27 protein-coding genes are annotated in these 18,066 nt (G+C 64.3%); 19 read left to right on the top strand and 8 right to left on the bottom strand.

Going from position 1 to position 18,066, the window contains the following annotated elements; genetic code table 11:
* Positions 1 to 185 precede the first annotated feature (185 nt).
* The 14 genes from GRX03_RS15915 (at position 186) to GRX03_RS15980 (ending at position 8,236) form a co-directional block, all read left to right on the top strand.
* Positions 186 to 908, top strand: a complete 723-nt coding sequence (locus GRX03_RS15915) for a DUF2103 domain-containing protein (protein WP_159765381.1) — start codon at positions 186 to 188, stop codon at positions 906 to 908.
* Between the two features lie 78 nt (positions 909 to 986).
* Complete coding sequence (locus GRX03_RS15920; protein WP_159765383.1) at positions 987 to 2,057, top strand: hypothetical protein; 1,071 nt, start codon at positions 987 to 989, stop codon at positions 2,055 to 2,057.
* A 56-nt stretch (positions 2,058 to 2,113) separates the two neighbouring features.
* Positions 2,114 to 2,380 (top strand): 50S ribosomal protein L37ae, encoded by a 267-nt coding sequence (locus GRX03_RS15925; RefSeq protein WP_159765385.1) that lies wholly within the window; start codon positions 2,114 to 2,116, stop codon positions 2,378 to 2,380.
* Positions 2,377 to 2,511, top strand: a complete 135-nt coding sequence (locus GRX03_RS15930) for a DNA-directed RNA polymerase subunit P (RefSeq protein ID WP_128225748.1) — start codon at positions 2,377 to 2,379, stop codon at positions 2,509 to 2,511. Before GRX03_RS15925 ends, GRX03_RS15930 begins: the two co-directional genes overlap by 4 nt.
* A gap of 1 nt (position 2,512) precedes the next feature.
* Positions 2,513 to 2,755, top strand: a complete 243-nt coding sequence (locus GRX03_RS15935) for a KEOPS complex subunit Pcc1 (RefSeq protein WP_368278585.1) — start codon at positions 2,513 to 2,515, stop codon at positions 2,753 to 2,755.
* 71 nt (positions 2,756 to 2,826) lie between these two features.
* The gene (locus tag GRX03_RS15940) at positions 2,827 to 3,207 is read left to right on the top strand and encodes a prefoldin subunit beta (protein ID WP_159765387.1); all 381 of its coding nucleotides are present in this window, start codon (positions 2,827 to 2,829) and stop codon (positions 3,205 to 3,207) included.
* Positions 3,208 to 3,459 (top strand): DUF3194 domain-containing protein, encoded by a 252-nt coding sequence (locus tag GRX03_RS15945; RefSeq protein WP_159765389.1) that lies wholly within the window; start codon positions 3,208 to 3,210, stop codon positions 3,457 to 3,459.
* 30 nt (positions 3,460 to 3,489) lie between these two features.
* Entirely contained in the window at positions 3,490 to 4,020 is a 531-nt protein-coding gene (locus GRX03_RS15950; protein WP_159765391.1) for a bifunctional nuclease family protein, read from the top strand.
* Positions 4,020 to 4,694, top strand: a complete 675-nt coding sequence (locus tag GRX03_RS15955) for an HAD family hydrolase (RefSeq protein ID WP_159765392.1) — start codon at positions 4,020 to 4,022, stop codon at positions 4,692 to 4,694. The genes GRX03_RS15950 and GRX03_RS15955 overlap by 1 nt, the downstream gene beginning before the upstream one ends.
* Positions 4,695 to 4,721: 27 nt before the next feature.
* Positions 4,722 to 5,201: an Rpp14/Pop5 family protein gene (locus tag GRX03_RS15960; protein WP_159765394.1), complete on the top strand. Its 480-nt coding sequence runs from the start codon at positions 4,722 to 4,724 to the stop codon at positions 5,199 to 5,201.
* A gap of 2 nt (positions 5,202 to 5,203) precedes the next feature.
* Positions 5,204 to 5,980 (top strand): archaeal proteasome endopeptidase complex subunit alpha, encoded by a 777-nt coding sequence (gene psmA / locus GRX03_RS15965; RefSeq protein ID WP_159765396.1) that lies wholly within the window; start codon positions 5,204 to 5,206, stop codon positions 5,978 to 5,980.
* Positions 5,981 to 6,046: 66 nt separating this feature from the next.
* Positions 6,047 to 6,778, top strand: coding sequence for a GNAT family N-acetyltransferase (locus GRX03_RS15970; RefSeq protein ID WP_159765398.1), 732 nt, complete (start codon positions 6,047 to 6,049; stop codon positions 6,776 to 6,778).
* A 62-nt stretch (positions 6,779 to 6,840) separates the two neighbouring features.
* On the top strand, positions 6,841 to 7,686 hold the full coding sequence (locus GRX03_RS15975; RefSeq protein WP_159765400.1) for a hypothetical protein: 846 nt from the start codon (positions 6,841 to 6,843) through the stop codon (positions 7,684 to 7,686).
* A gap of 97 nt (positions 7,687 to 7,783) precedes the next feature.
* On the top strand, positions 7,784 to 8,236 hold the full coding sequence (locus GRX03_RS15980) for a hypothetical protein (protein ID WP_159765402.1): 453 nt from the start codon (positions 7,784 to 7,786) through the stop codon (positions 8,234 to 8,236).
* A gap of 9 nt (positions 8,237 to 8,245) precedes the next feature.
* Here GRX03_RS15980 and GRX03_RS15985 read toward each other — a convergent pair whose 3' ends face one another.
* Together GRX03_RS15985 and GRX03_RS15990 are read right to left on the bottom strand one after the other, a co-directional pair.
* Positions 8,246 to 9,163 carry a hypothetical protein gene (locus tag GRX03_RS15985; RefSeq protein ID WP_159765404.1) on the bottom strand — a complete coding sequence of 306 codons (918 nt, stop codon included), beginning with the start codon at positions 9,161 to 9,163 and terminating at the stop codon, positions 8,246 to 8,248.
* A gap of 131 nt (positions 9,164 to 9,294) precedes the next feature.
* Positions 9,295 to 9,786: a metallophosphoesterase gene (locus GRX03_RS15990; protein ID WP_159765406.1), complete on the bottom strand. Its 492-nt coding sequence runs from the start codon at positions 9,784 to 9,786 to the stop codon at positions 9,295 to 9,297.
* A 237-nt stretch (positions 9,787 to 10,023) separates the two neighbouring features.
* Here GRX03_RS15990 and GRX03_RS15995 point away from each other — a divergent pair, with 237 nt between their 5' ends.
* Positions 10,024 to 10,947 (top strand): A/G-specific adenine glycosylase, encoded by a 924-nt coding sequence (locus GRX03_RS15995; protein WP_159765408.1) that lies wholly within the window; start codon positions 10,024 to 10,026, stop codon positions 10,945 to 10,947.
* A gap of 79 nt (positions 10,948 to 11,026) precedes the next feature.
* Positions 11,027 to 11,185: a hypothetical protein gene (locus GRX03_RS16000; protein ID WP_159765410.1), complete on the top strand. Its 159-nt coding sequence runs from the start codon at positions 11,027 to 11,029 to the stop codon at positions 11,183 to 11,185.
* On the opposite strand, the gene GRX03_RS16005 is transcribed toward GRX03_RS16000, so the two are convergent.
* Genes GRX03_RS16005 through GRX03_RS16015 form a run of 3 tightly spaced genes read right to left on the bottom strand, consistent with a single transcriptional unit; the run spans position 11,182 to position 13,864 of the window.
* Complete coding sequence (locus GRX03_RS16005) at positions 11,182 to 11,478, bottom strand: hypothetical protein (RefSeq protein ID WP_159765412.1); 297 nt, start codon at positions 11,476 to 11,478, stop codon at positions 11,182 to 11,184. The two genes, GRX03_RS16000 and GRX03_RS16005, sit on opposite strands and share 4 nt — an antisense overlap.
* Before the next feature lie 47 nt (positions 11,479 to 11,525).
* Entirely contained in the window at positions 11,526 to 11,840 is a 315-nt protein-coding gene (locus GRX03_RS16010; protein ID WP_159765414.1) for an antibiotic biosynthesis monooxygenase, read from the bottom strand.
* 53 nt (positions 11,841 to 11,893) lie between these two features.
* Positions 11,894 to 13,864: a 3-hydroxyacyl-CoA dehydrogenase/enoyl-CoA hydratase family protein gene (locus tag GRX03_RS16015; RefSeq protein ID WP_368278590.1), complete on the bottom strand. Its 1,971-nt coding sequence runs from the start codon at positions 13,862 to 13,864 to the stop codon at positions 11,894 to 11,896.
* Between the two features lie 117 nt (positions 13,865 to 13,981).
* On the opposite strand from GRX03_RS16015, the gene GRX03_RS16640 reads away from it, so the two are divergent.
* Positions 13,982 to 14,485, top strand: coding sequence for an FAS1-like dehydratase domain-containing protein (locus GRX03_RS16640; RefSeq protein ID WP_201289267.1), 504 nt, complete (start codon positions 13,982 to 13,984; stop codon positions 14,483 to 14,485).
* Positions 14,478 to 14,915, top strand: coding sequence for a MaoC family dehydratase (locus tag GRX03_RS16645; protein WP_201289268.1), 438 nt, complete (start codon positions 14,478 to 14,480; stop codon positions 14,913 to 14,915). The genes GRX03_RS16640 and GRX03_RS16645 overlap by 8 nt, the downstream gene beginning before the upstream one ends.
* Here GRX03_RS16645 and GRX03_RS16025 read toward each other — a convergent pair whose 3' ends face one another.
* A complete protein-coding gene (locus GRX03_RS16025; RefSeq protein ID WP_159765418.1) occupies positions 14,916 to 15,407 on the bottom strand; it encodes a GNAT family N-acetyltransferase in 492 nt (163 codons plus the stop codon).
* 165 nt (positions 15,408 to 15,572) lie between these two features.
* Between GRX03_RS16025 and GRX03_RS16030 the strand changes: the two genes are divergently transcribed.
* Positions 15,573 to 16,820 carry an acyl-CoA dehydrogenase family protein gene (locus GRX03_RS16030; RefSeq protein WP_159765420.1) on the top strand — a complete coding sequence of 416 codons (1,248 nt, stop codon included), beginning with the start codon at positions 15,573 to 15,575 and terminating at the stop codon, positions 16,818 to 16,820.
* A 16-nt stretch (positions 16,821 to 16,836) separates the two neighbouring features.
* On the opposite strand, the gene GRX03_RS16035 is transcribed toward GRX03_RS16030, so the two are convergent.
* Positions 16,837 to 17,181 carry a hypothetical protein gene (locus tag GRX03_RS16035; RefSeq protein ID WP_159765422.1) on the bottom strand — a complete coding sequence of 115 codons (345 nt, stop codon included), beginning with the start codon at positions 17,179 to 17,181 and terminating at the stop codon, positions 16,837 to 16,839.
* A 95-nt stretch (positions 17,182 to 17,276) separates the two neighbouring features.
* A complete protein-coding gene (locus tag GRX03_RS16040; protein ID WP_159765424.1) occupies positions 17,277 to 17,987 on the bottom strand; it encodes a class I SAM-dependent methyltransferase in 711 nt (236 codons plus the stop codon).
* Positions 17,988 to 18,066: the final 79 nt, after the last annotated feature.

Below are 18,066 nucleotides of genomic sequence, written 5' to 3' on the forward strand. Positions count from 1 at the left end.
ATGCACAGTTGCATCGCTGGTCTCTTGCATATGACTCCGAGGGTTTCCACGAAAACCATTTCGTTCTTCGACCGGGGGTTCGGCCTCTACTCGGAGGGACCGCTGGGTGATCGTCGACTTCGTCCGACGGTTTTTCGACGAATCGAAACGCGGTCCTTATTCGGCTCGTCCGCCTACGATCGGGTATGGAGTGTCGGCAGTGTGCGAGTCCGCTCGAACGACCCGGCGACTACTGTCTGGTCTGTCGAACGGAGAACGCCGACACGCTCGTTCTCGAACTCGGGCGCGAGCGCGGGACAGTCACGGCACTCTACGAGGGCGACATCGTCGGCTCCCGGACGGTCACGACGACACCCGAGACCGACGAGGAGCAGGTGAACTCCGAACTCCGGTATTTCGCCGGCCAGATTGCCGACGAGATTCGGCGGAAACGACCCGACGAGGTGTACGCGACCGGGGACAGGGAGGTGCTCCGGGCGGTCCGCTCGCAGGTGCACTACTCCTTCTATCGAATCGAGGGTGACGACCCGATCGAACGCGCGCTCGAACGCCAGGGCGAGGCCCCGCTGGAGGTCGTCGAGGCGTCGGTGGCCGAAAAGCTCGGCGGGACGCACTCGACGCTGATCGGCGGCCGGACGGGGCGGGAGGCGCTCGAAGTCGTCGCCGAACATCCTCACGTCAAGAAGATCATCCCCGGCCCGATCGACGCCAGCGGATCGAGCAGCGACGGCGGTCTCCGGGCGAAGGTGACCCGGGCAGACAACACCGGCAACGTCCGACTACTGATCCGGGACGGTTCCAGCGTCCAGGAGAACCGCGTCGTGACGACCGCCGACGACCGGGAACTCGGCGAACGCGTCCGGGAGGATATCAACCAAGCGCTCGTCGAGGCGGAGTTCAAGGAGTAACGACCACGTTGCAAGATCGACAGCGTTGAAACAAAGCGCCCCCAAAAGAATATAATTGCAGGCGTTGGACCGTACTGTATGGTCCGCCCGTTGCCCCTCCAGCGAGTCCTCGGTCTCTGTCTCTGTCTGTCGGTTCTCGCTATCGCTTCCCTGTCAGTCGTCCCGACGGCTGGAGCGACCACCACGCCAGCGAACGCACAGGTCGATCCCTGCCTCAGCGACAGCTACGACCCCGAGCTATCTGAGCCGGACTGGGAGACGGAGTTCACTGATCCAATCGAGAACGGCTCGCTGGCGAACTGGGACGGGGGTCGCCTGGCCAGGGTCGGCTCGGACCGGGGCTGTTCGCTGGCGGTGTTAGACGAGGAATCCACGCAGTTGACGGCGGCGAACGTCTCCGTCGGCCACGATGTCGTCACCGGACGGCTCGACCTCGGGAGCAACGGAACATTCGAACTCGTGGAAGCCGGGACCGGGGCGAGTAACGGAACCGCGACCGAATCGGGAGCGAACGCGACGGTCCTGCGGATCTCGAACACCGGCCCCGACTACTCGAACACGGTCGCCGTCAGCGCCGGGAACGCCTCCGAGAACGTCACACTAACCACGGGGCGGTTTTTCGGATTCGCGGCGATCCGGGACAACGGGACAGTTCGGGTCAAGCTCTGGCGGGCCGGGGACGATCCGCCCGGCGACTGGGATCTGACAGCCGAGAACGCGACCACAGACGGGCAGTTAATGCTTCGCATGGACGGCCGGGCGTTTCTCGACGCGGTCGCGATCGGAGCCGTCGAGCCACAGACCCCGCCCGACTCGGGTGAGGACGGCGAGGAGGATCCGTTCGGATCCGAGAGTCCGAGCGATTCGCTGCCAGAGGTGCCCGACGATACGACGACACCGACGTATACGACGGAGACGGACGGGACCGCGGGACGGTTCATCTTCGGGCTGTTTCTGATCGTCGTCGGTGGAATCGATGTCGCCTACGCTCGGCCGTTGGCACGGTTCGGCGAACAGATCGACGCGATCGGTAGCACGAGATCGTGGTCCGAGGTCGAACCCGCCGAGTGGAAAGTCTGGTTGACGAAGGTCGGCGGCGGGGTCGCTATCTTCGTCGGCGTGGTACTCGTGTTGGTGGCTGTGCTGTGAGCCGAGTGTCCTAACTCGCAGGGTTTTTGTAGCCGCTCGGCGGACGTTGTTGTACTATGAGCGACGACCAGAACCGGACCGGCAGTGCCGGCCGATTCGGCGCGCGTTACGGGCGGGTCGCCCGGCGACGCGTCGCACAGATCGAGCGAGAGATGGAAAACGCCACCGTCGACGGCGACGACGTCAAACGCGTCGGCACCGGCATCTGGGTCAACGAGGAGACCGGCGAGAAGTTCACCGGCGGAGCCTACAAACCGCAGACTCCCGCGGGCAAGACCGTCACGCGGTCGATCCGCGCCGCACTCTCCGAGGACGACGAATGAGCTACAAGTGTTCCCGCTGCAAGCGCGACGTGACGCTCGACGAGTACGGCGGCGTCCGGTGTCCCTACTGTGGCCACCGCGTCCTGCTCAAAGAGCGCAGCAGGGACATCAAGGAAGTCAACGTCGAATAGCGTGGTTCACGAGGCAGTTCTCTCCTTTCAGTACGACTCCCCCGAGCAGGCCGCTCGGGTCGCCGACGCTATCGACCCCGAACTCGGGGAGATCGACGACGACCGTAGCGGCGTCCGCGCCGACCGCGACGGCTCCGCCCTCGAACTGACCGTCGAGGCCGAGGATCTGGTCGCGATGCGGGCGGCCATCAACACCTGGTGTTCGCTCGTCGATGTCGCCGAGCGCGCCGGGGCGACCGAGTAACGGAGTTCTCATCGGCGGGTCTGGCGACTCGAAAGCGGGGGTTTAACACTCCGGGTCCCGAGGTGGTTGGTATGCAAGGAAATCTACCGCCGGAAGCACAGGAAAAGCTCGAAGAGCTACAGGATCTGCAGGAGACCGCCCAGGAAGTGGCGGCCCAGAAGCAGGAAGCCGAGACACAGCTCCGCGAGTCCGAGACGGCCCTCGAAGAGCTCGAAGACATCGAAGGGGACACGACGATGTACCAGCAGCTCGGCGAACTGCTCGTCGAGACCGACTACGACGAGGCCAAGTCCGACCTCGAAGAGAAGGTCAGCAGCCTCGAAGTCCGCGTCGACACTCTCGACAAGCAGGAAGAGCGCGTCCAGGAGCAGTTCGAGGAACTGCAGGAGGAACTGCAGCAGATGCTCGGCGGCGGACCGGGCGGCGGCATGGGCGGCGCAGGCGGCGCATAGATGAGCCCCGAGGGGGATCGCCCGGAGGACGGAGAGATCGTCCAGACCGCGGCACGAGCGGCCGAAGAGGTGATCTTCGCCCGCTACTCGCGCTCTGCCGTTCGCGATTTCGACGTGACGGTCAGTTTCGAGGACGAGCGCCTCGAAGTCGACGTGTATCTCGACGCCGAGGACGGCCAGCGAGACCCGGAACAGGTCGCCGACGACGCGGTGCTGGCGGCCCGGAACGCGGTCGACGAACTCCTGGCATAACCTTTTGCCCGTCCGTCCGTATGTTGAGACATGGAACACGAGGCCACAGTCGAGGGTGTCGGGGTCGGCGTCAGCGACGAGGGACCCGGGGCACCGGTCGTGCTGCTCAGCGCGCGCGACGAACTGATCCCGATTTTCGTCAGCGCCGATCAGGCCCAGTCGATGCAGCTAGCGCTCGACGGCGAACCGTTCGAGCGGCCGCTGACACACGACCTGTTCGTCGAGATGGTCGCGGAGTTCGGCGCCGCAATCGACCGGGTCCGGATCGACGACCTGGCTGATGGCACCTTCTACGCGAAAATCGACACCGAACAGTACCACGGCGGAGAGCGCAAGCAGGCGGTGTTCGACGCCCGGCCCTCCGACGGCATCGCCCTCGCTCTGCGAGTCGATTGTCCGCTGATCGTCAGCGACGAGGTGATCGACGAGGCGGGTCGACCCCCGGAGGCCTTCGAGCGCGAGGACGACGATCCGAGCGGGTCAGATTTCGGCGAGGGCGCCGGGTTCGGAGAGGATTCGGACCTCGGAGACGACTCCGATTTCGGTGACGGGCCGTTCTGATGAGCTACGACAGCCTCCTTCTGGATTTCGACGGTGTGGTCGTGAACGTGCTACCGGACGAGCGTCGCCTGCCGGCGTTTCGCGAGCGGATCACGGCGGAACTGATGAATCGGGACACGGACGCGATCGACGACAGTCTGGTCGAACGACTCGCCCACAGCGTCAGCCCCGAAGATCTCCCGCGGTTGAGCGAGCGGGTCGGGATCGATCCCGAAGCGCTCTGGCGTGCCCGCGACGACGCGCTCGCAGACGTGCTGACGGAGGCGGCCAGAGACGGTCACAAGACCCCCTACGAGGATGTGACAGCCGTCTCGGAGTTGGACCGCCCGGTCGGAATCGTGAGCAACAACCAGCGGCGAATCGTCGAGTCGATAAGTCGGGAGTTCGGTCTCGCCTTCGACGCCGTTCAGGCGCGCGAGCCACACCCCGACAGCCTCCGTCGGAAGAAACCCGAACCGACCTTTCTTGAGGAGACGGTCCAGGCACTCGGGGCGGAAGAGCCGCTTTTCGTCGGGGACAAGGAGACGGATGTGCTGGCCGGCAGACGCGCCGGCCTGGATACGGTGCTGATCCGTCGCGGACACAACGCCGACCGGGAGGTCGACGTGGAACCGACCTACGAAGTCGACGGGCTGGATACCGTCGTCGAACTGATAGGAGAGTCGCCACGCTGATTACCGGCGGTGACCTGTTGACAGCTAATGAAACACCTCCCGAAGCATCTCCAGCCGCGGTGGCGGTATCTCGCGGTCGACATCGAGAGCTGGCCCGATGTCGAGATGGGCCGCGACGAGTTCCAGCGTCGGCTCTGGTACAGCGCACAGAACCTGCTCGGGGACGCCGGGAGCGCGGATCTCGACCTCTCGGTGATCCGGTTCGAGTTCGGGGGCGGCGACGGGAGCGCCATCGTCAGAACGCGCCGCGGAGAAGTCTCGCGAGCACGGGCGGTCATCGCCGCTGTCGACGCCGTCCACGACCACGCGGTCGGGCTTCGAGTGACTGGCGTCAGCGGGACGATCCGGGCCTGTGAGGAAAAGTATATGGGTCGGGGACGGGAAGACCCAGAGCAGAGACACGTCGCGTTCGAGGGCGCCGATCAGCGGGCGACCGTCCGCGGATCGCGGGTCGACGTTCCCGTCGAAGAGGCGTTCACCGGCGCGACGATCCTCGATTGTGAGTAACTATGCAGGGTCAAAACCAACAGCAAGCGTACGACCGGGGGATCACCATCTTCTCCCCAGACGGTCGTCTCTACCAGGTCGAGTACGCCCGCGAAGCGGTCAAACGCGGGACAGCGAGCATCGGTGTCCGAACCGCCGACGGTGTCGTCCTCGCGGTGGACAAACGCATCCGGTCGCCGCTGATGGAACGGGACAGCGTCGAGAAGATCCACAAGGCCGACGACCACATCGGTATCGCCAGCGCGGGCCACGTCGCGGACGCCCGACAGTTGATCGACTTCGCCCGCCGTCGCGCCCAGGTCAACGAACTCCGCTACGGCGAACCGATCGCCGTCGAGACGCTGACGAAGGAGGTCACGGATTACATCCAGCAGTACACCCAGGTCGGCGGCGCGCGCCCGTTCGGCGTCGCGCTGATCATCGCCGGCATCGCCAACGGCGAGCCGAAACTCTACGAGACCGACCCCTCGGGGACTCCCTACGAGTGGAAGGCACTCGCGGTCGGAGCGGACCGGAGCGACATCCGCGACTACCTCGAAGCGCACTACGAGGAGGGGATGGATCTCGACGCGGGCGTCGAACTCGCGCTGTCGGCGCTCGCCTCGGTCAACGACGACTCCCTCGAACCCGAGGGGATCGGACTCGCGACGATCAGCGTCGACGACCAGCAGTTCCACGAGCACGACATCGACGAGCGGAAGGCGTACCTCGAACAGTTCGAACTCCTCGCCAGCGGGGACGAGGAAATCGACGAGCCAGAGGACGACGGCGAGCAGTAGCCCGAATCACTCGGATTTTTGAGTGCTTGCAGTATACCCAAGGGCCTGGTAGCCCAACGTACGTCTATGAAGCCGCTCGAACGGCCGACCTTCCGGTCAGAAGCGAGCAAGCAGATCTACCAGTACGTCGAGCGCCACGGGACGACCGCGCGCCACCAGACGCGCAGCGCAGTCGGCCTCTCGTCGGGGGAGTTCGAGGACGAACTCGAATGGCTCATCACGAAAGGGTATCTCGAAGACGAAGGGGGGACGCTACGGATCGGGCTCAACGCGGGTTCGGTCGAGGAACACGTCGGGCCGGATCTGGCGTACACGATCCGTCCGGCACGACAGGAGGACTTCGAGGGGCTGGTGGATACGATCCGTGACGTCACCGCCGAGGATACCTACGTCGTCGCCGAGAGCATCGCGGATCGGTTGCTGTACGAGGACACGGTCCAGCGACACAACACCGTCGAGTCCCGCGTCTTTTTCGTCGCGACCCACGACGGGGACGTGATCGGTTGGACGCATCTCGACTTGCCACAGTCCGACAAGCTACAGAGCACGGCACAGCTGACCGTCGGCGTGCGCGAGGACTACAGACAGCAGGGCGTCGGCAGCCAACTGCTCGGCCGGGGACTGGACTGGGCGGAGGCCAACGGTTACCAGAAGGTGTACAACAGCGTCCCGATGACCAACGACGAGGCGCTCTCGTTTCTGGAGTCACACGGCTGGGAGACCGAGGGGATCCGGCGGGACCACTACACGATCGAAGGCGAACTGGTGGACGAAGTGATGATGGCATACACCTTCTGATCGAGTATCATCTGGCGCAATGTTGATGTGAGCGGACGGAGTTGACACCGCTACCGCGAAGGATGGACCCAGAGGAGTACTTCGAGCGCGTGATCCGGTTTCTGGAGACCAAAGGCTGGAACACGTCGACGACACAGGTCAACGACACGATATACATCGTCACCGGCACCCGCAAAAGCGAGACCTACTACGACCGGATGATGGCGATGGTCGGCGTCGACGCGGAGACCGCCTTCGGGGAGGGACATCTGAACTACCTGGTCGACGCGGCCGCCGAACACGATGTCGATCAACTGATGGCGACCTGCCGCAGCGGCGTCGACGAGGAGGCGAGTGCCCTGCTGGGAGAACACGGCATCGAGTTCATCGATCCCGAGACGATCGACGACGCCTTCATCGACGAGTTCGAGGTCGAGCGCCCCGACGGGCTCTTCGAGCAGGCGCGGACGACCGGCGGCGGACTCGCCGCCCTCGGGACCGACCGGTTTCGGAGCGGTCTCGGTTCGGTGCTGGGGCTGTACCTCCTCTCCGCGCTGCTGTTCGGCCTCACGACGGGCGTCGTCGGAGTCGTCGGTGGTGCCAGCGAGCCACATCCGGCGCTGCTCGCGGCTGCGCTCGTGCTCGTCAGCCCGTTACTCGCGCTCGTGGGTGCACTCACGCTCGTCGCCGGTGACGACGGCGAACCCTCGCCGGCGGGCCTGTTTCTCGGCTCCGTCTTCGGTCACATCCTGTTCGTGCTTCTCGTCGGGGCGGCCGGCGGGGTCGGCGGACTCACCGCCGCGGCGGGACTGTTCGGCTCCGTCGCCGGCGTGCTCGTCGTGTTCGCGCTCGGGATTCCAGCGGGTGCCGGGGCTGTCGGTGTCGCGTACGTGTTCATCGCTCTCGATCCGGACGGCGAAGAAGACTGAGACGACCCACCGTCGCTCGATCCCGCCTTGCCGTGAACGCGCACAGACCTGACAGACAGACAGAAAGTATTTATAAAGACACGGAGTCAGTCAGCACGTGAAACGGAGATTCGTGCTCGCGGGACTCGCCGCACACGTGGCGATCACCGGAGGGTGTGTGAGCGCCGAGTTCGGCGGGGACGAGGAGCCACCGCGACCGACGGAGATCACCGGATACGACTATGAGACCGGTGTCGATACGAGCGTCGAGATGCCGGACGGCCCGGTGATAACGGCCGACCGCGAACGGGCGGCGGTCTCCGTGAAGGGGGTCGCCCCGTACGGCTCGGCTCGCTGTGGGTATCTCGACGGACACGCGCCGTCGTACGATGCCGACGAATCGAAGCTATCGATCAGCGTGACCGCCGAGCAGGACAGATCGGGCGAGAGGCCCTGTGAGGACGACATGGGAGGCGATTCCTATCGGTTCGTCGTGTGGTTCGACAGGGGCGTCCCCGCGGTTGTCGACGCGAGAGAGCCCTTCGAGACACAGGCGACCGAAGAGTTCTGACCCGCGTTGTCAGTACAGCTCGAACGCGGTAGGGATCTCCTTGTCCCTCTGGTACTGTTCGAGGTAGTACGCGACGCCGTGCTGGTGGGCGGCTCCGACGATCAGGTGGACCTCCTCGGCGCGGTCGTTGTGATAGGCGACGTATTCGGCCATCCGCTCGTTGCGAGCGTGTGAGAGGAGTTCGAGTTCGGGGTCGTGGCGGCGCAGCCACTCCCGCTCCAGCGGCTGGGGAAGGAAGGTTCGTTCGTAGTACTGCTGGAGGGCGTGCAAGCGCGAGGGGTCCTCGCTGGCGTCGCGGCTCAGCCGGAACGCCTCGTAGCTGTTCCCGATGGCCCGGTCGGTGTGATCGGTTAAAAAGTCCGCGGCGATATCCCCGAGCGCCCGCTCGAACTGCTCGCCGTACATCGCGCTGCCGGCGTCGATCAGCGCGAAAGTGGCGTCTCTGATCTCCGAGGCGACCTCTCCGAAGTCGACGGACATCGTCCCGAACCCCTCCGGCACGGTAGCGAATCCCGACCGGTCGTCGATGTCCTCACGCTGGGCGGTCGCCCAGAGATAATCGTCCATCTCGCAGACGCCGTCGACGTTCCCGAAGTACATCGGGCGGATCCCTTGCTCGCAGTAGACGCTGGCACCGCGGTCCAGAAACCGCTGGACGTGTGTGCGGAGGGAGGCCTGTTCCGCGTCAGTCCCGGCGTGTGTCACGCCGTGGACCGTGATCGAGTGGCCGTCGACGACGACAGTCGTTCCGGGGAGGCGATCCGGGTCGGGCCGACCGGACTGCTCTTCCGCGAGCGCGGACTCCCAGATCCGTTTCGCTCGAAAGTACGCCTCGTGGATCGAGTCGGTGTCGAGAAGCTCCGACAGGTCCGCCAACGTCTCCGCCTCGCGGATTGCATCGACGCGGTCGTCGCCCTGTTCACGCATAGCCGAGGTACGAGCGCCGCAGATATTAATCCGGGGAAATACGTATCGTAGAAAACTCCGGCCACACGCCCGTCACTGTCTTCTTTTCAACTGATTTCCGGCACGTCTGTCCAGTTACTCCGTGGCTCGTGTTACCGCAGGTCGTGGAAGGTTACGTCCCCGGTTTCGGTATCGAGGACGACGCCGGCGGGCGGTTCGGACTCCGAGGACTCCGTTCCGATTCCGCCGGGATTGATACGGACGGTTCCGTCGCGTTCCTCGTGGACTCTGTTGTGGGTGTGGCCGTGGAGAACGTAATCGTAGCTGCCGGAGTCGACCAGCGCCTCGATGATCGGATTGCTGGTCCCGTGATAGACGGCGACACGCTCGCCACCGAGGGAGAGTTCGCCCATCTCTCCGAGATAGGCACCGAAGTTCCGGACGGCGTCCTGGAGTGCCCACTCCCCGTCGTTGTTCCCCCGGACCGCGTAGAAGTCGAAATCGGCGTTGAACTTCGAGACGGAGAACGGAGCGATGACATCGCCACAGTGGACGACAGCGTCGACGTCCCCCGTGAACAACTCGACTGCCGATTCGATCACGTCCTGGTTGTCGTGTGTGTCAGAGACGATTCCGACTCGCATACCCTGTTGTTCTCCCGGTCGGGGTATCAATGTTTTCAGACGGTCGCCGGCGCGTAACGAACGCGTAAAAACGACGGTCACTCGCCGCTCTGGGTGCACAGATCGACAACTACGTGATCCGTCGCTGCCGAGCGAGCACCGAAACCACAGACGTGGTCCGGCGCGGTAAGGTGACAGAACCGTCGCGAATCGCACCAGACCAGCACACACAAACCGGTCGGGGCCAAACGAGAGTTCATGAGCGAGGCGGCCACAGAACTCTTCGAGGATGTCGACCTCCCGGCGGTCCGGTCGGCGCTTCTCGATTGGTACCGCGAGGACCACCGGGCGTTCCCCTGGCGGGAGACGACCGACCCCTACGAGATTCTCGTCTCGGAGGTGATGAGCCAGCAGACCCAACTCGGTCGGGTCGTCGACGCGTGGGAGGACTTCCTGGATCGGTGGCCGACGACAGCGGACTTAGCCGCCGCAGACCGCGGGGAAGTGGTCGCCTTCTGGAGCGACCACAGCCTCGGGTACAACAACCGCGCGAAGTACCTCCACGAGGCCGCCGAACAGATCGAGACGGAGTACGACGGCACGTTTCCGGAGACGCCCGAGGAGTTGCGCGAACTGATGGGCGTCGGTCCCTACACCGCGAACGCAGTCGCCAGTTTCGCGTTCGACAACGGCAACGCTGTCGTCGATACCAACGTCAAACGGGTGCTCTACCGCGCGTTCAGCTGTCCCGACGACGACGACGCGTTCGAGCAGGCGTCGAGTGAACTCATGCCGTCCGGGGAGTCTCGGGACTGGAACAACGCGATCATGGAACTCGGCGGGGTGGCGTGCGGACAGAAACCGGCCTGCGACGAGCAGTCCTGTCCGTGGCGGGAGCACTGTGACGCGTACCACTCCGGGGATTTCACCGCGCCGGACGTGCCCGAACAGCCCGAGTTCGAGGGGAGTCGTCGGCAGTTCCGCGGGCGAATCGTCCGTGCGCTCGGGGAGCACGACGCGCTCGCGCTGGACGAACTCGGCCCGCGGATTCGGGTCGATTACACGCCGAACGGAGACCACGGCCGCGAGTGGTTGCGAGACGTACTCGCCGGGTTGGCCGACGACGGACTGGTCGAGTTGGAGACGCGCGACGACGAAACCGTCGCTCGACTCCGCCGGTAAAGAGAACCGGGCGGACGCCCGTCGAAACCCCTCGGGGACCGCCACCAAACTTTTATTTGGGTGACAACAACTGGCAGGTATGATCAGAGCACTGTTCAGCCTGCTGTGGTCCCTGCTCATGCTGCCGATCAAACTGATCATGCTCCCGTTCAAAATCGTCTCGCTCGTTCTCAGCCTCCTCTTCTACGCCGCGCTCCTGCTCGTCGTCGGCGGCGTCGTCTGGGTCGTCGTCCTCTAAGACCAGCCGTCGGTCCGCCGCTGTTCGGTCGTCCCGTCTCGCCGCTTCTGCAGTCGTCGCCCGTCCCGCGGGCAGTACTCGTACTCGTCGTTTAGCGTCTGAAACCCGCACTGTGGACACTCACGGGGCTGTGGCTGTCTGGACTCGTCATCTCCGAGGTCCCGAAACAGAAACGGGACGAACGGGACGAACAGAAAGAACAGGAACGTCTCGAAATACATCCACAGCAGGGCGCTCGCGGCGAGGCTGACAGCCAATCCGACGGCGGCGGTGAGTACTCGGGAGTCGGCCATCGGATCGTGGTAACCGGCACGGAGCCATAGTGGTTGCGGGGCCGTAGTTACACTTCGATCTCCGCTCGGATCTCGAAGTGTTCCGCGTGGTCGTCGAACCGACACAGTAGGTCCCGTGCCTCCGGCGGCACGTGTGCCTGCTCGTAGTCCCCACCGGCGAACTGTTCGACCGCGTCGATCGACTCGAACCGCATGGCGGTAAGAAACTCGACGCACTCGTCCGTCTCGCGTCGGAGGATGCGAACGCCACGGTAGCCGTCGATTTCTTCGGCCAGATCTGCGAACACCTGCTCTCTGAGTAGGCGCTCGTAGGCGTCTGCGTCCGCCGGTTCGGTCCAACCGCGCCAGAGTCGCTCGATCATGCTCCGCCGAACGGTCGGACCGGACGAAAAAGTACTGCAACCAGGTGGGGTCGTTACTCGCCTTCGAACTCCGGTTCGCGGTCCGCGGAGAAGGCCGCGACACCCTCCATCATGTCGTCGGTCGTCAACAGTAGGCCGAAGGCCTGGCTCTCCATCTCGAGGCCGGCGTCGAGGTCCTGATCGGCACCCTCGTTCATGACGCGTTTGGCCTTCCGCAGCGCGATCGGCGGGCCGTTGACGAGGTCGTCGACGAACTCCTCGACGGTCTCTTCGTACTCCTCACCGGAGACCGCGCGGTTGATCAGCCCCCAGTCCTGGGCGCGCTCGGCGGAGATGTGCTCGCCGCGGAAGACGAGTTCCTTCGCGCGGGCGTCCGAGAGGTTGCGAATCGTGCGCTGGGTGCCGCCGCCGCCCGGCAGCAGACCGAGATCGATCTCGGGGAAGCCGAAACTGGAGTCCTCGGTCGCGATCCGCAGGTCACAGGCCAGCGCGAGTTCGAGACCGCCGCCGAGACAGAAGCCGTCGATCTTGGCGAGGGTCGGCCGCGGGTACTCCGCGACGGCGGTGAACACTTCCGTCGGCTCCGAGTCCTTGGCGGGATCGGAATCGCTGAACGCGGTCACGTCGGCACCGGCACAGAACGCGCGGTCGCCGGCGCCCTCGAAGGTCACGGCACGGACCTCCTCGTCGTCGACCGAGTCGAGCAGGTCGACGATAGCGTCCATCAGATCCGGGGAGAGGGCGTTTAGCTGTGCGGGGCGGTCGAGTTCGATCTCGAGCAGGCCGTCGTCGTGGAGTTCGTAGTTGATGGTGTGGTAATCGCCCGGACCGTCGCCGCTCTCGTACTCGAAGAAGCCTTTGCCGGCGTCGCGGCCCGTGTGACCCTCCTCGACGAGATCGAGGAGATACTGCGAGGGCTCGTAGCGCCCTTCTCCGTGTTCGTCGCCGTACTCCTCGTCCAGTTCCTCGAGTTTCTCGACGATGGTGTCGAGACCGGTCTTGTCGGCGCGGCGGCACGGCCCCTCGGGGAAGCCGGCACCGAGGCGCAGTCCAGTGTCGATTGCCTCGGCCGTCGCCACGTCGTTTTCGATGAGTTCGGCGGCGCGGTTGACGATCACGGATTCGATGCGCAGCCAGTCGAAGTCGTCGCTCGCGTCACTGGGCTCGTAGTCGGCACCGTCGCCGTCCTCGTAGTCGTAGTAGCCCTTGCCGGTCTTCTGCCCGAGTTCGTCGGCGTCGACTTTCTCCTGGACAATCGGCGGAATCGGCATGCCCGCTTCCTTACGGACGTGATAGCCGATGTCGATGCCGGTCATGTCGCTCAACTCGAAGGGACCCATCGGATAGCCACGCTGTGTCATCGACGCGTCGGCCTCCTTGATCTCCGCGAGCCCCTCCGAGACCATCCAGGCGGCCTCGCCGCTGAACGGCCCGAGAACGGTGTTGACGACGAAACCCTGGACGTCCTTGCGGACGTAGATCGGGGTCTTGTCGATGGACTCGATGAACTCGTAGGCCTGCTCGGCGGTCGCGTCGGTGGTCTCGTCGCCGTAGATCACTTCGACGAGATCCATCTGGACCGGCGGGTTGAAAAAGTGCAGTCCGACGACCTTGTCGGGCCGGTCGGTCGCCGAGGCGATTTCGGTGATCGACAGCGACGAGGTGTTCGAGGCCAGCAGCGCGTCCTCGTCGGCCATCTCGTCGAGGTCACCGAAGATGTCCTTCTTGAGGTCCATCTGCTCCGGGGCGGCCTCGATGACCATATCCGCGCCCGTGACGGCGTCTTCGAGGTCGACCGTCGTCGAGATGCGGTCGAGGACCTCCTCCGGTTCCTGGTCGATCAGCCCTTTCTCGTCGAGTTTGTCCAGCGACCACTCGATGTCCTCGTAGCCGTCCTGGACGATATCCTCCTCGATATCCCGCATCGTCACGTCGTAGCCCGCCAGGGCGACGACCTCCGTGATTCCGTGTCCCATACTACCTGCACCCAACACCGTGACGGTGTCGATACTGTCTATTGTCACGTCTGTTGGGTTCTCACGAAACCAATATTAAAACATCGGTACGAACTCGCTTACATTGCTCAGACCTCTCGGGAGAAGAACAATAGAATCAACACGATGGCGCGTGGAGGTGCCGGCATGGCAGAGAAGTCGATGGAGGAGTTAGAATCGCTCGTCGGCACGTCGGTCGTGACCGTCGAGGACTTCGAGATCGAAGCCGGGAAAGTCGAGGAGTTCGCCAGGGCGGTCAAGGACGACGACCCCGTCTACAGGGACGAGGAGGTCGCCGAAGAACGCGGTTTCGACGGGATTCCCGCACCGCTGACCTTCGAGCGCGTGTCGATGTTCCCCCGATACCGAACGGTCGAGAGATACGGCATCGATCTCGGCTTCCAGGAGGAGTACACCATCCACGGCGAACAGGAGTACGAGTACGAGCGACCGCTGGTCGTCGGCGACGTGCTGACGGGGACGACCACGCTCGTCGACGTGTACGAACGCAACGGAAACCGCGGCGGGACGATGACCTTCGCCGTGCTGGAGACGGAGTACACCGACCAGGACGGCGACCTCGTGTTGACAGCACGGTCGACGGCAATCGAGACCGGCGGGGCGATCGAGGCGGGTGATGCCGATGAGTGACCCAGACGTGCCCGTCGCGGCCGAGTTGGAGGTCGGTGACACCGGGCCGGAGCCACAGATCGAACACATCGAGCGGCGTGACTTCGTCAAGTACGCCGGTGCGAGCGGCGACTTCAACCCGATCCACTACGACCAGCGACTGGCGGAGATGGCCGGCTACGACGGTGTCTTCGCACAGGGGATGCTCACTGCTGGCTTCGCTGTACAGGCCGTAACCAAGTGGTTCGGGATCGAAAACATCGACTCCTACGGCGTCCGCTTCGAGTCCCAGGTCTGGCCCGACGATACCGTGACCGCGGTCGCGGAGATCACGGCTATCGAGGTCGACGGCGAGGAGGCGACCGTCGAGACGGAGCTTTCGGTGACCAATCAGGACGGCGAGGAGGTGCTCAGCGGCGAGGCGACGGCGACGATTCCGGCGGAGCACTAACTACCGATCCGAGAGGTGTTTTTCCATCCAGACTGAGGACAGTTCGACGCCGTTCGTCGTCGTCCGAGTATCTGTACCAGTCGGCTCGTATCCGTGGCGCTCGTAGAAGCCAACGGCGTTGTGCACGGCCCGGAGCCGAGACCGGGAGAACCCCGCCCGCCGTAGCGTCTGCTCGAAGTGTCGCAGTATCGTGGAACCGATACCAGTGCCGTGACTCTGTGGCTCGACGAAAATCGCCTCGATCACACCGTCGTCGGTGTCGAGTTCACCGAATCCGGTGACCCCCTCCCGCTCTGCGACGACAATGTCTGTCGCCTCGTCGTCGACGCTGTCGAGATACCGTTGCGTTCCCTCTGTCTTTGCAGCCCAGGCCGCGACCTGTCGGTCTGAGTACGCCCCGGGGCCGTCGGCGATGATCGCTCCGACGTGAATGTGAAGGATAGCCTCCGCGTCACCCTGTTCGGCGGCGCGGATGGTCACGTCTGAGTCCATGTCGCGGCGTTGATCGACTGCTACGTAAAAACTGCCCGGCATCGGATTCGGACAGAATCAGCGAGACCCCGACCCTACTGCTGGAAAGCCCAGCCGATGGTTTCGTGAACAGCCCCGACGACAGAAACCTCCTAGGTTTAAGTTGTTGTGACAACCGTTTCTGGTATGGAGTATCACGACTCCGAGAAAGCGAAAGAGGTGGCGAGCAGGGTCGAGGCCTTCATGGACGAGGAGGTCATTCCCCGCGAGCGACAGGCGCTCCAGAACCGTGATCCCGTCACAATCGACGAGATGCGCGACTTCTGGGAGAAAGCCAAAGAGCGGGATCTGTTCGCGCCGCAGGTCCCCGAGGAGTACGGCGGACAGGGACTGGATTTCAGCGACATGCTGCCCTCCTTCGAGCAGGTCGGACGGTCGATGCTCGGCGCGATGTCGATTCGCGCACACGCTCCCCAGGAGGGGAACATGCACACCCTGGAGGCGGTCGGTTCCGAAGAACAGAAAGAGGAGTGGCTCCGTCCCCTCGTTCAGGGCGATATCTCCTCCGGCTTTGCGATGACCGAACCGCAACAGGGGGCCGGTTCGGACCCGAAGATGCTGAAGACCACCGCGAAGAAGGACGGCGACGAGTGGGTCATCAACGGCCACAAGTGGTGGACATCCGACGGCTACGACGCCGACTTCCTGCTGGTCATGGCCCGGACAGACCTCGACAAACATCCCTACGAGGGCACGTCGATCATCCTCGTGCCGACCGACACCGACGGCGTCGAGTGCGTTCGGGATATCCCGCATCTCGGCCACTTCGACGACCTGATCGACATCCAGCGCGGTCACGCCGAGTTCAAGTTTCACAACGTGCGCGTGCCCGTCGAGAACACCGTCGGCGCGGAGGGGGCAGGGTTCCAGATCGCACAGATGCGTCTCGGTGGCGGTCGGCTCACCCACTGTATGCGCTACTCCGGGATGGCGATGCGCTCGCTCAACATCGCGAAGGCGTACATCCAGCACCGTGAGGCCTTCGGCAGTTCGGTCTCCGAAAAGCAGGCGCTGCGACACCGCATCGCCGACGCCGAGACGAATCTCCACGCCGCCCGGACGATGGTCCGACACGCTGCCCGCGAACTCGACCGCGGCGAGGCCCGCGTCGAGGTCGCGATGGCAAAGACCTTCACCGCAAACGTGACGACCGAAGCGGTCGACCTGGCGCTGCAGTGCTGTGGTGGCAACGGGATCGGCAAGGATCTGCCGATTGCGTACTTCTACGAGTCGATCCGGCCGTTCCGGATCGTCGACGGGACCGACGAGGTCCACCGACGCACCATCGCACGCGACGCCTTCGAGGACGTCAACGACGAGGACCTCGAAAACATCATCCAGTTCGATCCGGAACTGGACAAGACCGACGAGTAACGGACTGTCTGTCTTTTTATTCGTCGTCGACCACCGTCGTCGGGTCGTCGTACCGGTCGTCGGCCCAGCGTTCGAGCGCGTCGAGCACCTCCGTCCGGAGGGTCTGTCTCCGGGCCGATGGGAGGCCTTCGAGGGTTCCCGTCTCCGGCGCTTCGGTCACGATCTCCCAGTGGTCCACGTCCCGATCGTATCCCACGCCGCGGAACTGCTCGGCGCCCTCGATCAGCATCGTACAGACCCGTTCGGTCCCGTCCGATTCGACGGTCGATACCGGGACGAATCGGCCGTCTCTGTCCGAGAGCTGTTCCGCGACGGACAGCGGCAACGGCCGAGAGGGCAGTGAGTCGGTGAGATCAGCCATCGTCGGCTCGTTTTCGACCGTCTTCGATAAAACCCGCCGACAGTTCCCAGTCGGCAGGAACTGGCGAGGCGTGTCCGGCCGCGTCCTGCGCTCCGTTACTTGTCCAGGGCTGTCATGTAGTAGGAACTGTCCGCACTGTGTCGCGTCTCCGTGACAGTCCAAGCCGTCTGCTCGGCCGCCTCACGGAGTCGGTCCGGGGAGAGCAAGCGAAAGAGCAGCGTCTCCCCGAAATCGCCCACATACTCGAAGTTCATGACACGAAACGCCAGTCCAACGGCGGAGTCTTCGCGGTGGCCGAGTAGATCCGCGGCGGCCTCGTCTGTCGGGTCGTAGCAGTCCACGACGGCGGTAGCACCCGGCGTGGTCACGGTAGCCAGGTCGTCGAGAAACTCGCGGACGCCAGCCATCGACTTTCCGAGTGCGAGCTGTGTCCCGCGGACGAGGGCGGACTCGAACCGGTCGGGATCGAACTGCTCGGGAAGTGCGAACATATCGCCGTGCCGGGCCTTTTCCACGCCTCGTTCCTCCATCAGCGTCACGAGCTGTCGGCTGTGTTCGAGCCCGACGGCCTCGAACTGCCGTTGGAAGTGCAGCGTATCGCGTCCGGCCCCTGCGCCGACGTCCAGAAGCGGGCCGCGGAGGCGTCGCGCGATCCACTCCTCCTCCGGCGTCGTCGGGTCGAAGGGCTCGAAATAGAACTGCTCGATGGGATGTTCCTGACGGTCCTCGCCGTCGAACTGCCACAGCGGCCCCGTCTGTTCACCGTGGTAGTGGTCCCTGATAGCGCGGCCGAACGGATCTGACATGTATCCGAATCGTCTCTCGCGCAGCGTATAGAACGTATCTGAAATATGGTTCCGAGTGACACACCAGGTGAGGTCCAGA

The sequence above is a fragment of the Halovenus carboxidivorans genome, from assembly GCF_009831575.1.
Taxonomy (GTDB): domain Archaea; phylum Halobacteriota; class Halobacteria; order Halobacteriales; family Haloarculaceae; genus Halovenus; species Halovenus carboxidivorans.

Bases quoted from the DNA above. Each gene is read 5' to 3' on its own strand.
- GRX03_RS15915 (WP_159765381.1), top strand. From the start codon at position 186: ATGGAGTGTCGGCAGTGTGCGAGTCCGCTCGAACGACCCGGCGACTAC.
- GRX03_RS15920 (WP_159765383.1), top strand. From the start codon at position 987: ATGGTCCGCCCGTTGCCCCTCCAGCGAGTCCTCGGTCTCTGTCTCTGT.
- GRX03_RS15925 (WP_159765385.1), top strand. From the start codon at position 2,114: ATGAGCGACGACCAGAACCGGACCGGCAGTGCCGGCCGATTCGGCGCG.
- GRX03_RS15930 (WP_128225748.1), top strand. From the start codon at position 2,377: ATGAGCTACAAGTGTTCCCGCTGCAAGCGCGACGTGACGCTCGACGAG.
- GRX03_RS15940 (WP_159765387.1), top strand. From the start codon at position 2,827: ATGCAAGGAAATCTACCGCCGGAAGCACAGGAAAAGCTCGAAGAGCTA.
- GRX03_RS15945 (WP_159765389.1), top strand. From the start codon at position 3,208: ATGAGCCCCGAGGGGGATCGCCCGGAGGACGGAGAGATCGTCCAGACC.
- GRX03_RS15950 (WP_159765391.1), top strand. From the start codon at position 3,490: ATGGAACACGAGGCCACAGTCGAGGGTGTCGGGGTCGGCGTCAGCGAC.
- GRX03_RS15955 (WP_159765392.1), top strand. From the start codon at position 4,020: ATGAGCTACGACAGCCTCCTTCTGGATTTCGACGGTGTGGTCGTGAAC.
- GRX03_RS15960 (WP_159765394.1), top strand. From the start codon at position 4,722: ATGAAACACCTCCCGAAGCATCTCCAGCCGCGGTGGCGGTATCTCGCG.
- psmA (WP_159765396.1), top strand. From the start codon at position 5,204: ATGCAGGGTCAAAACCAACAGCAAGCGTACGACCGGGGGATCACCATC.
- GRX03_RS15970 (WP_159765398.1), top strand. From the start codon at position 6,047: ATGAAGCCGCTCGAACGGCCGACCTTCCGGTCAGAAGCGAGCAAGCAG.
- GRX03_RS15975 (WP_159765400.1), top strand. From the start codon at position 6,841: ATGGACCCAGAGGAGTACTTCGAGCGCGTGATCCGGTTTCTGGAGACC.
- GRX03_RS15985 (WP_159765404.1), bottom strand. From the start codon at position 9,163: ATGCGTGAACAGGGCGACGACCGCGTCGATGCAATCCGCGAGGCGGAG.
- GRX03_RS15990 (WP_159765406.1), bottom strand. From the start codon at position 9,786: ATGCGAGTCGGAATCGTCTCTGACACACACGACAACCAGGACGTGATC.
- GRX03_RS15995 (WP_159765408.1), top strand. From the start codon at position 10,024: ATGAGCGAGGCGGCCACAGAACTCTTCGAGGATGTCGACCTCCCGGCG.
- GRX03_RS16000 (WP_159765410.1), top strand. From the start codon at position 11,027: ATGATCAGAGCACTGTTCAGCCTGCTGTGGTCCCTGCTCATGCTGCCG.
- GRX03_RS16005 (WP_159765412.1), bottom strand. From the start codon at position 11,478: ATGGCCGACTCCCGAGTACTCACCGCCGCCGTCGGATTGGCTGTCAGC.
- GRX03_RS16010 (WP_159765414.1), bottom strand. From the start codon at position 11,840: ATGATCGAGCGACTCTGGCGCGGTTGGACCGAACCGGCGGACGCAGAC.
- GRX03_RS16640 (WP_201289267.1), top strand. From the start codon at position 13,982: ATGGCAGAGAAGTCGATGGAGGAGTTAGAATCGCTCGTCGGCACGTCG.
- GRX03_RS16645 (WP_201289268.1), top strand. From the start codon at position 14,478: ATGAGTGACCCAGACGTGCCCGTCGCGGCCGAGTTGGAGGTCGGTGAC.
- GRX03_RS16025 (WP_159765418.1), bottom strand. From the start codon at position 15,407: ATGGACTCAGACGTGACCATCCGCGCCGCCGAACAGGGTGACGCGGAG.
- GRX03_RS16030 (WP_159765420.1), top strand. From the start codon at position 15,573: ATGGAGTATCACGACTCCGAGAAAGCGAAAGAGGTGGCGAGCAGGGTC.
- GRX03_RS16035 (WP_159765422.1), bottom strand. From the start codon at position 17,181: ATGGCTGATCTCACCGACTCACTGCCCTCTCGGCCGTTGCCGCTGTCC.
- GRX03_RS16040 (WP_159765424.1), bottom strand. From the start codon at position 17,987: ATGTCAGATCCGTTCGGCCGCGCTATCAGGGACCACTACCACGGTGAA.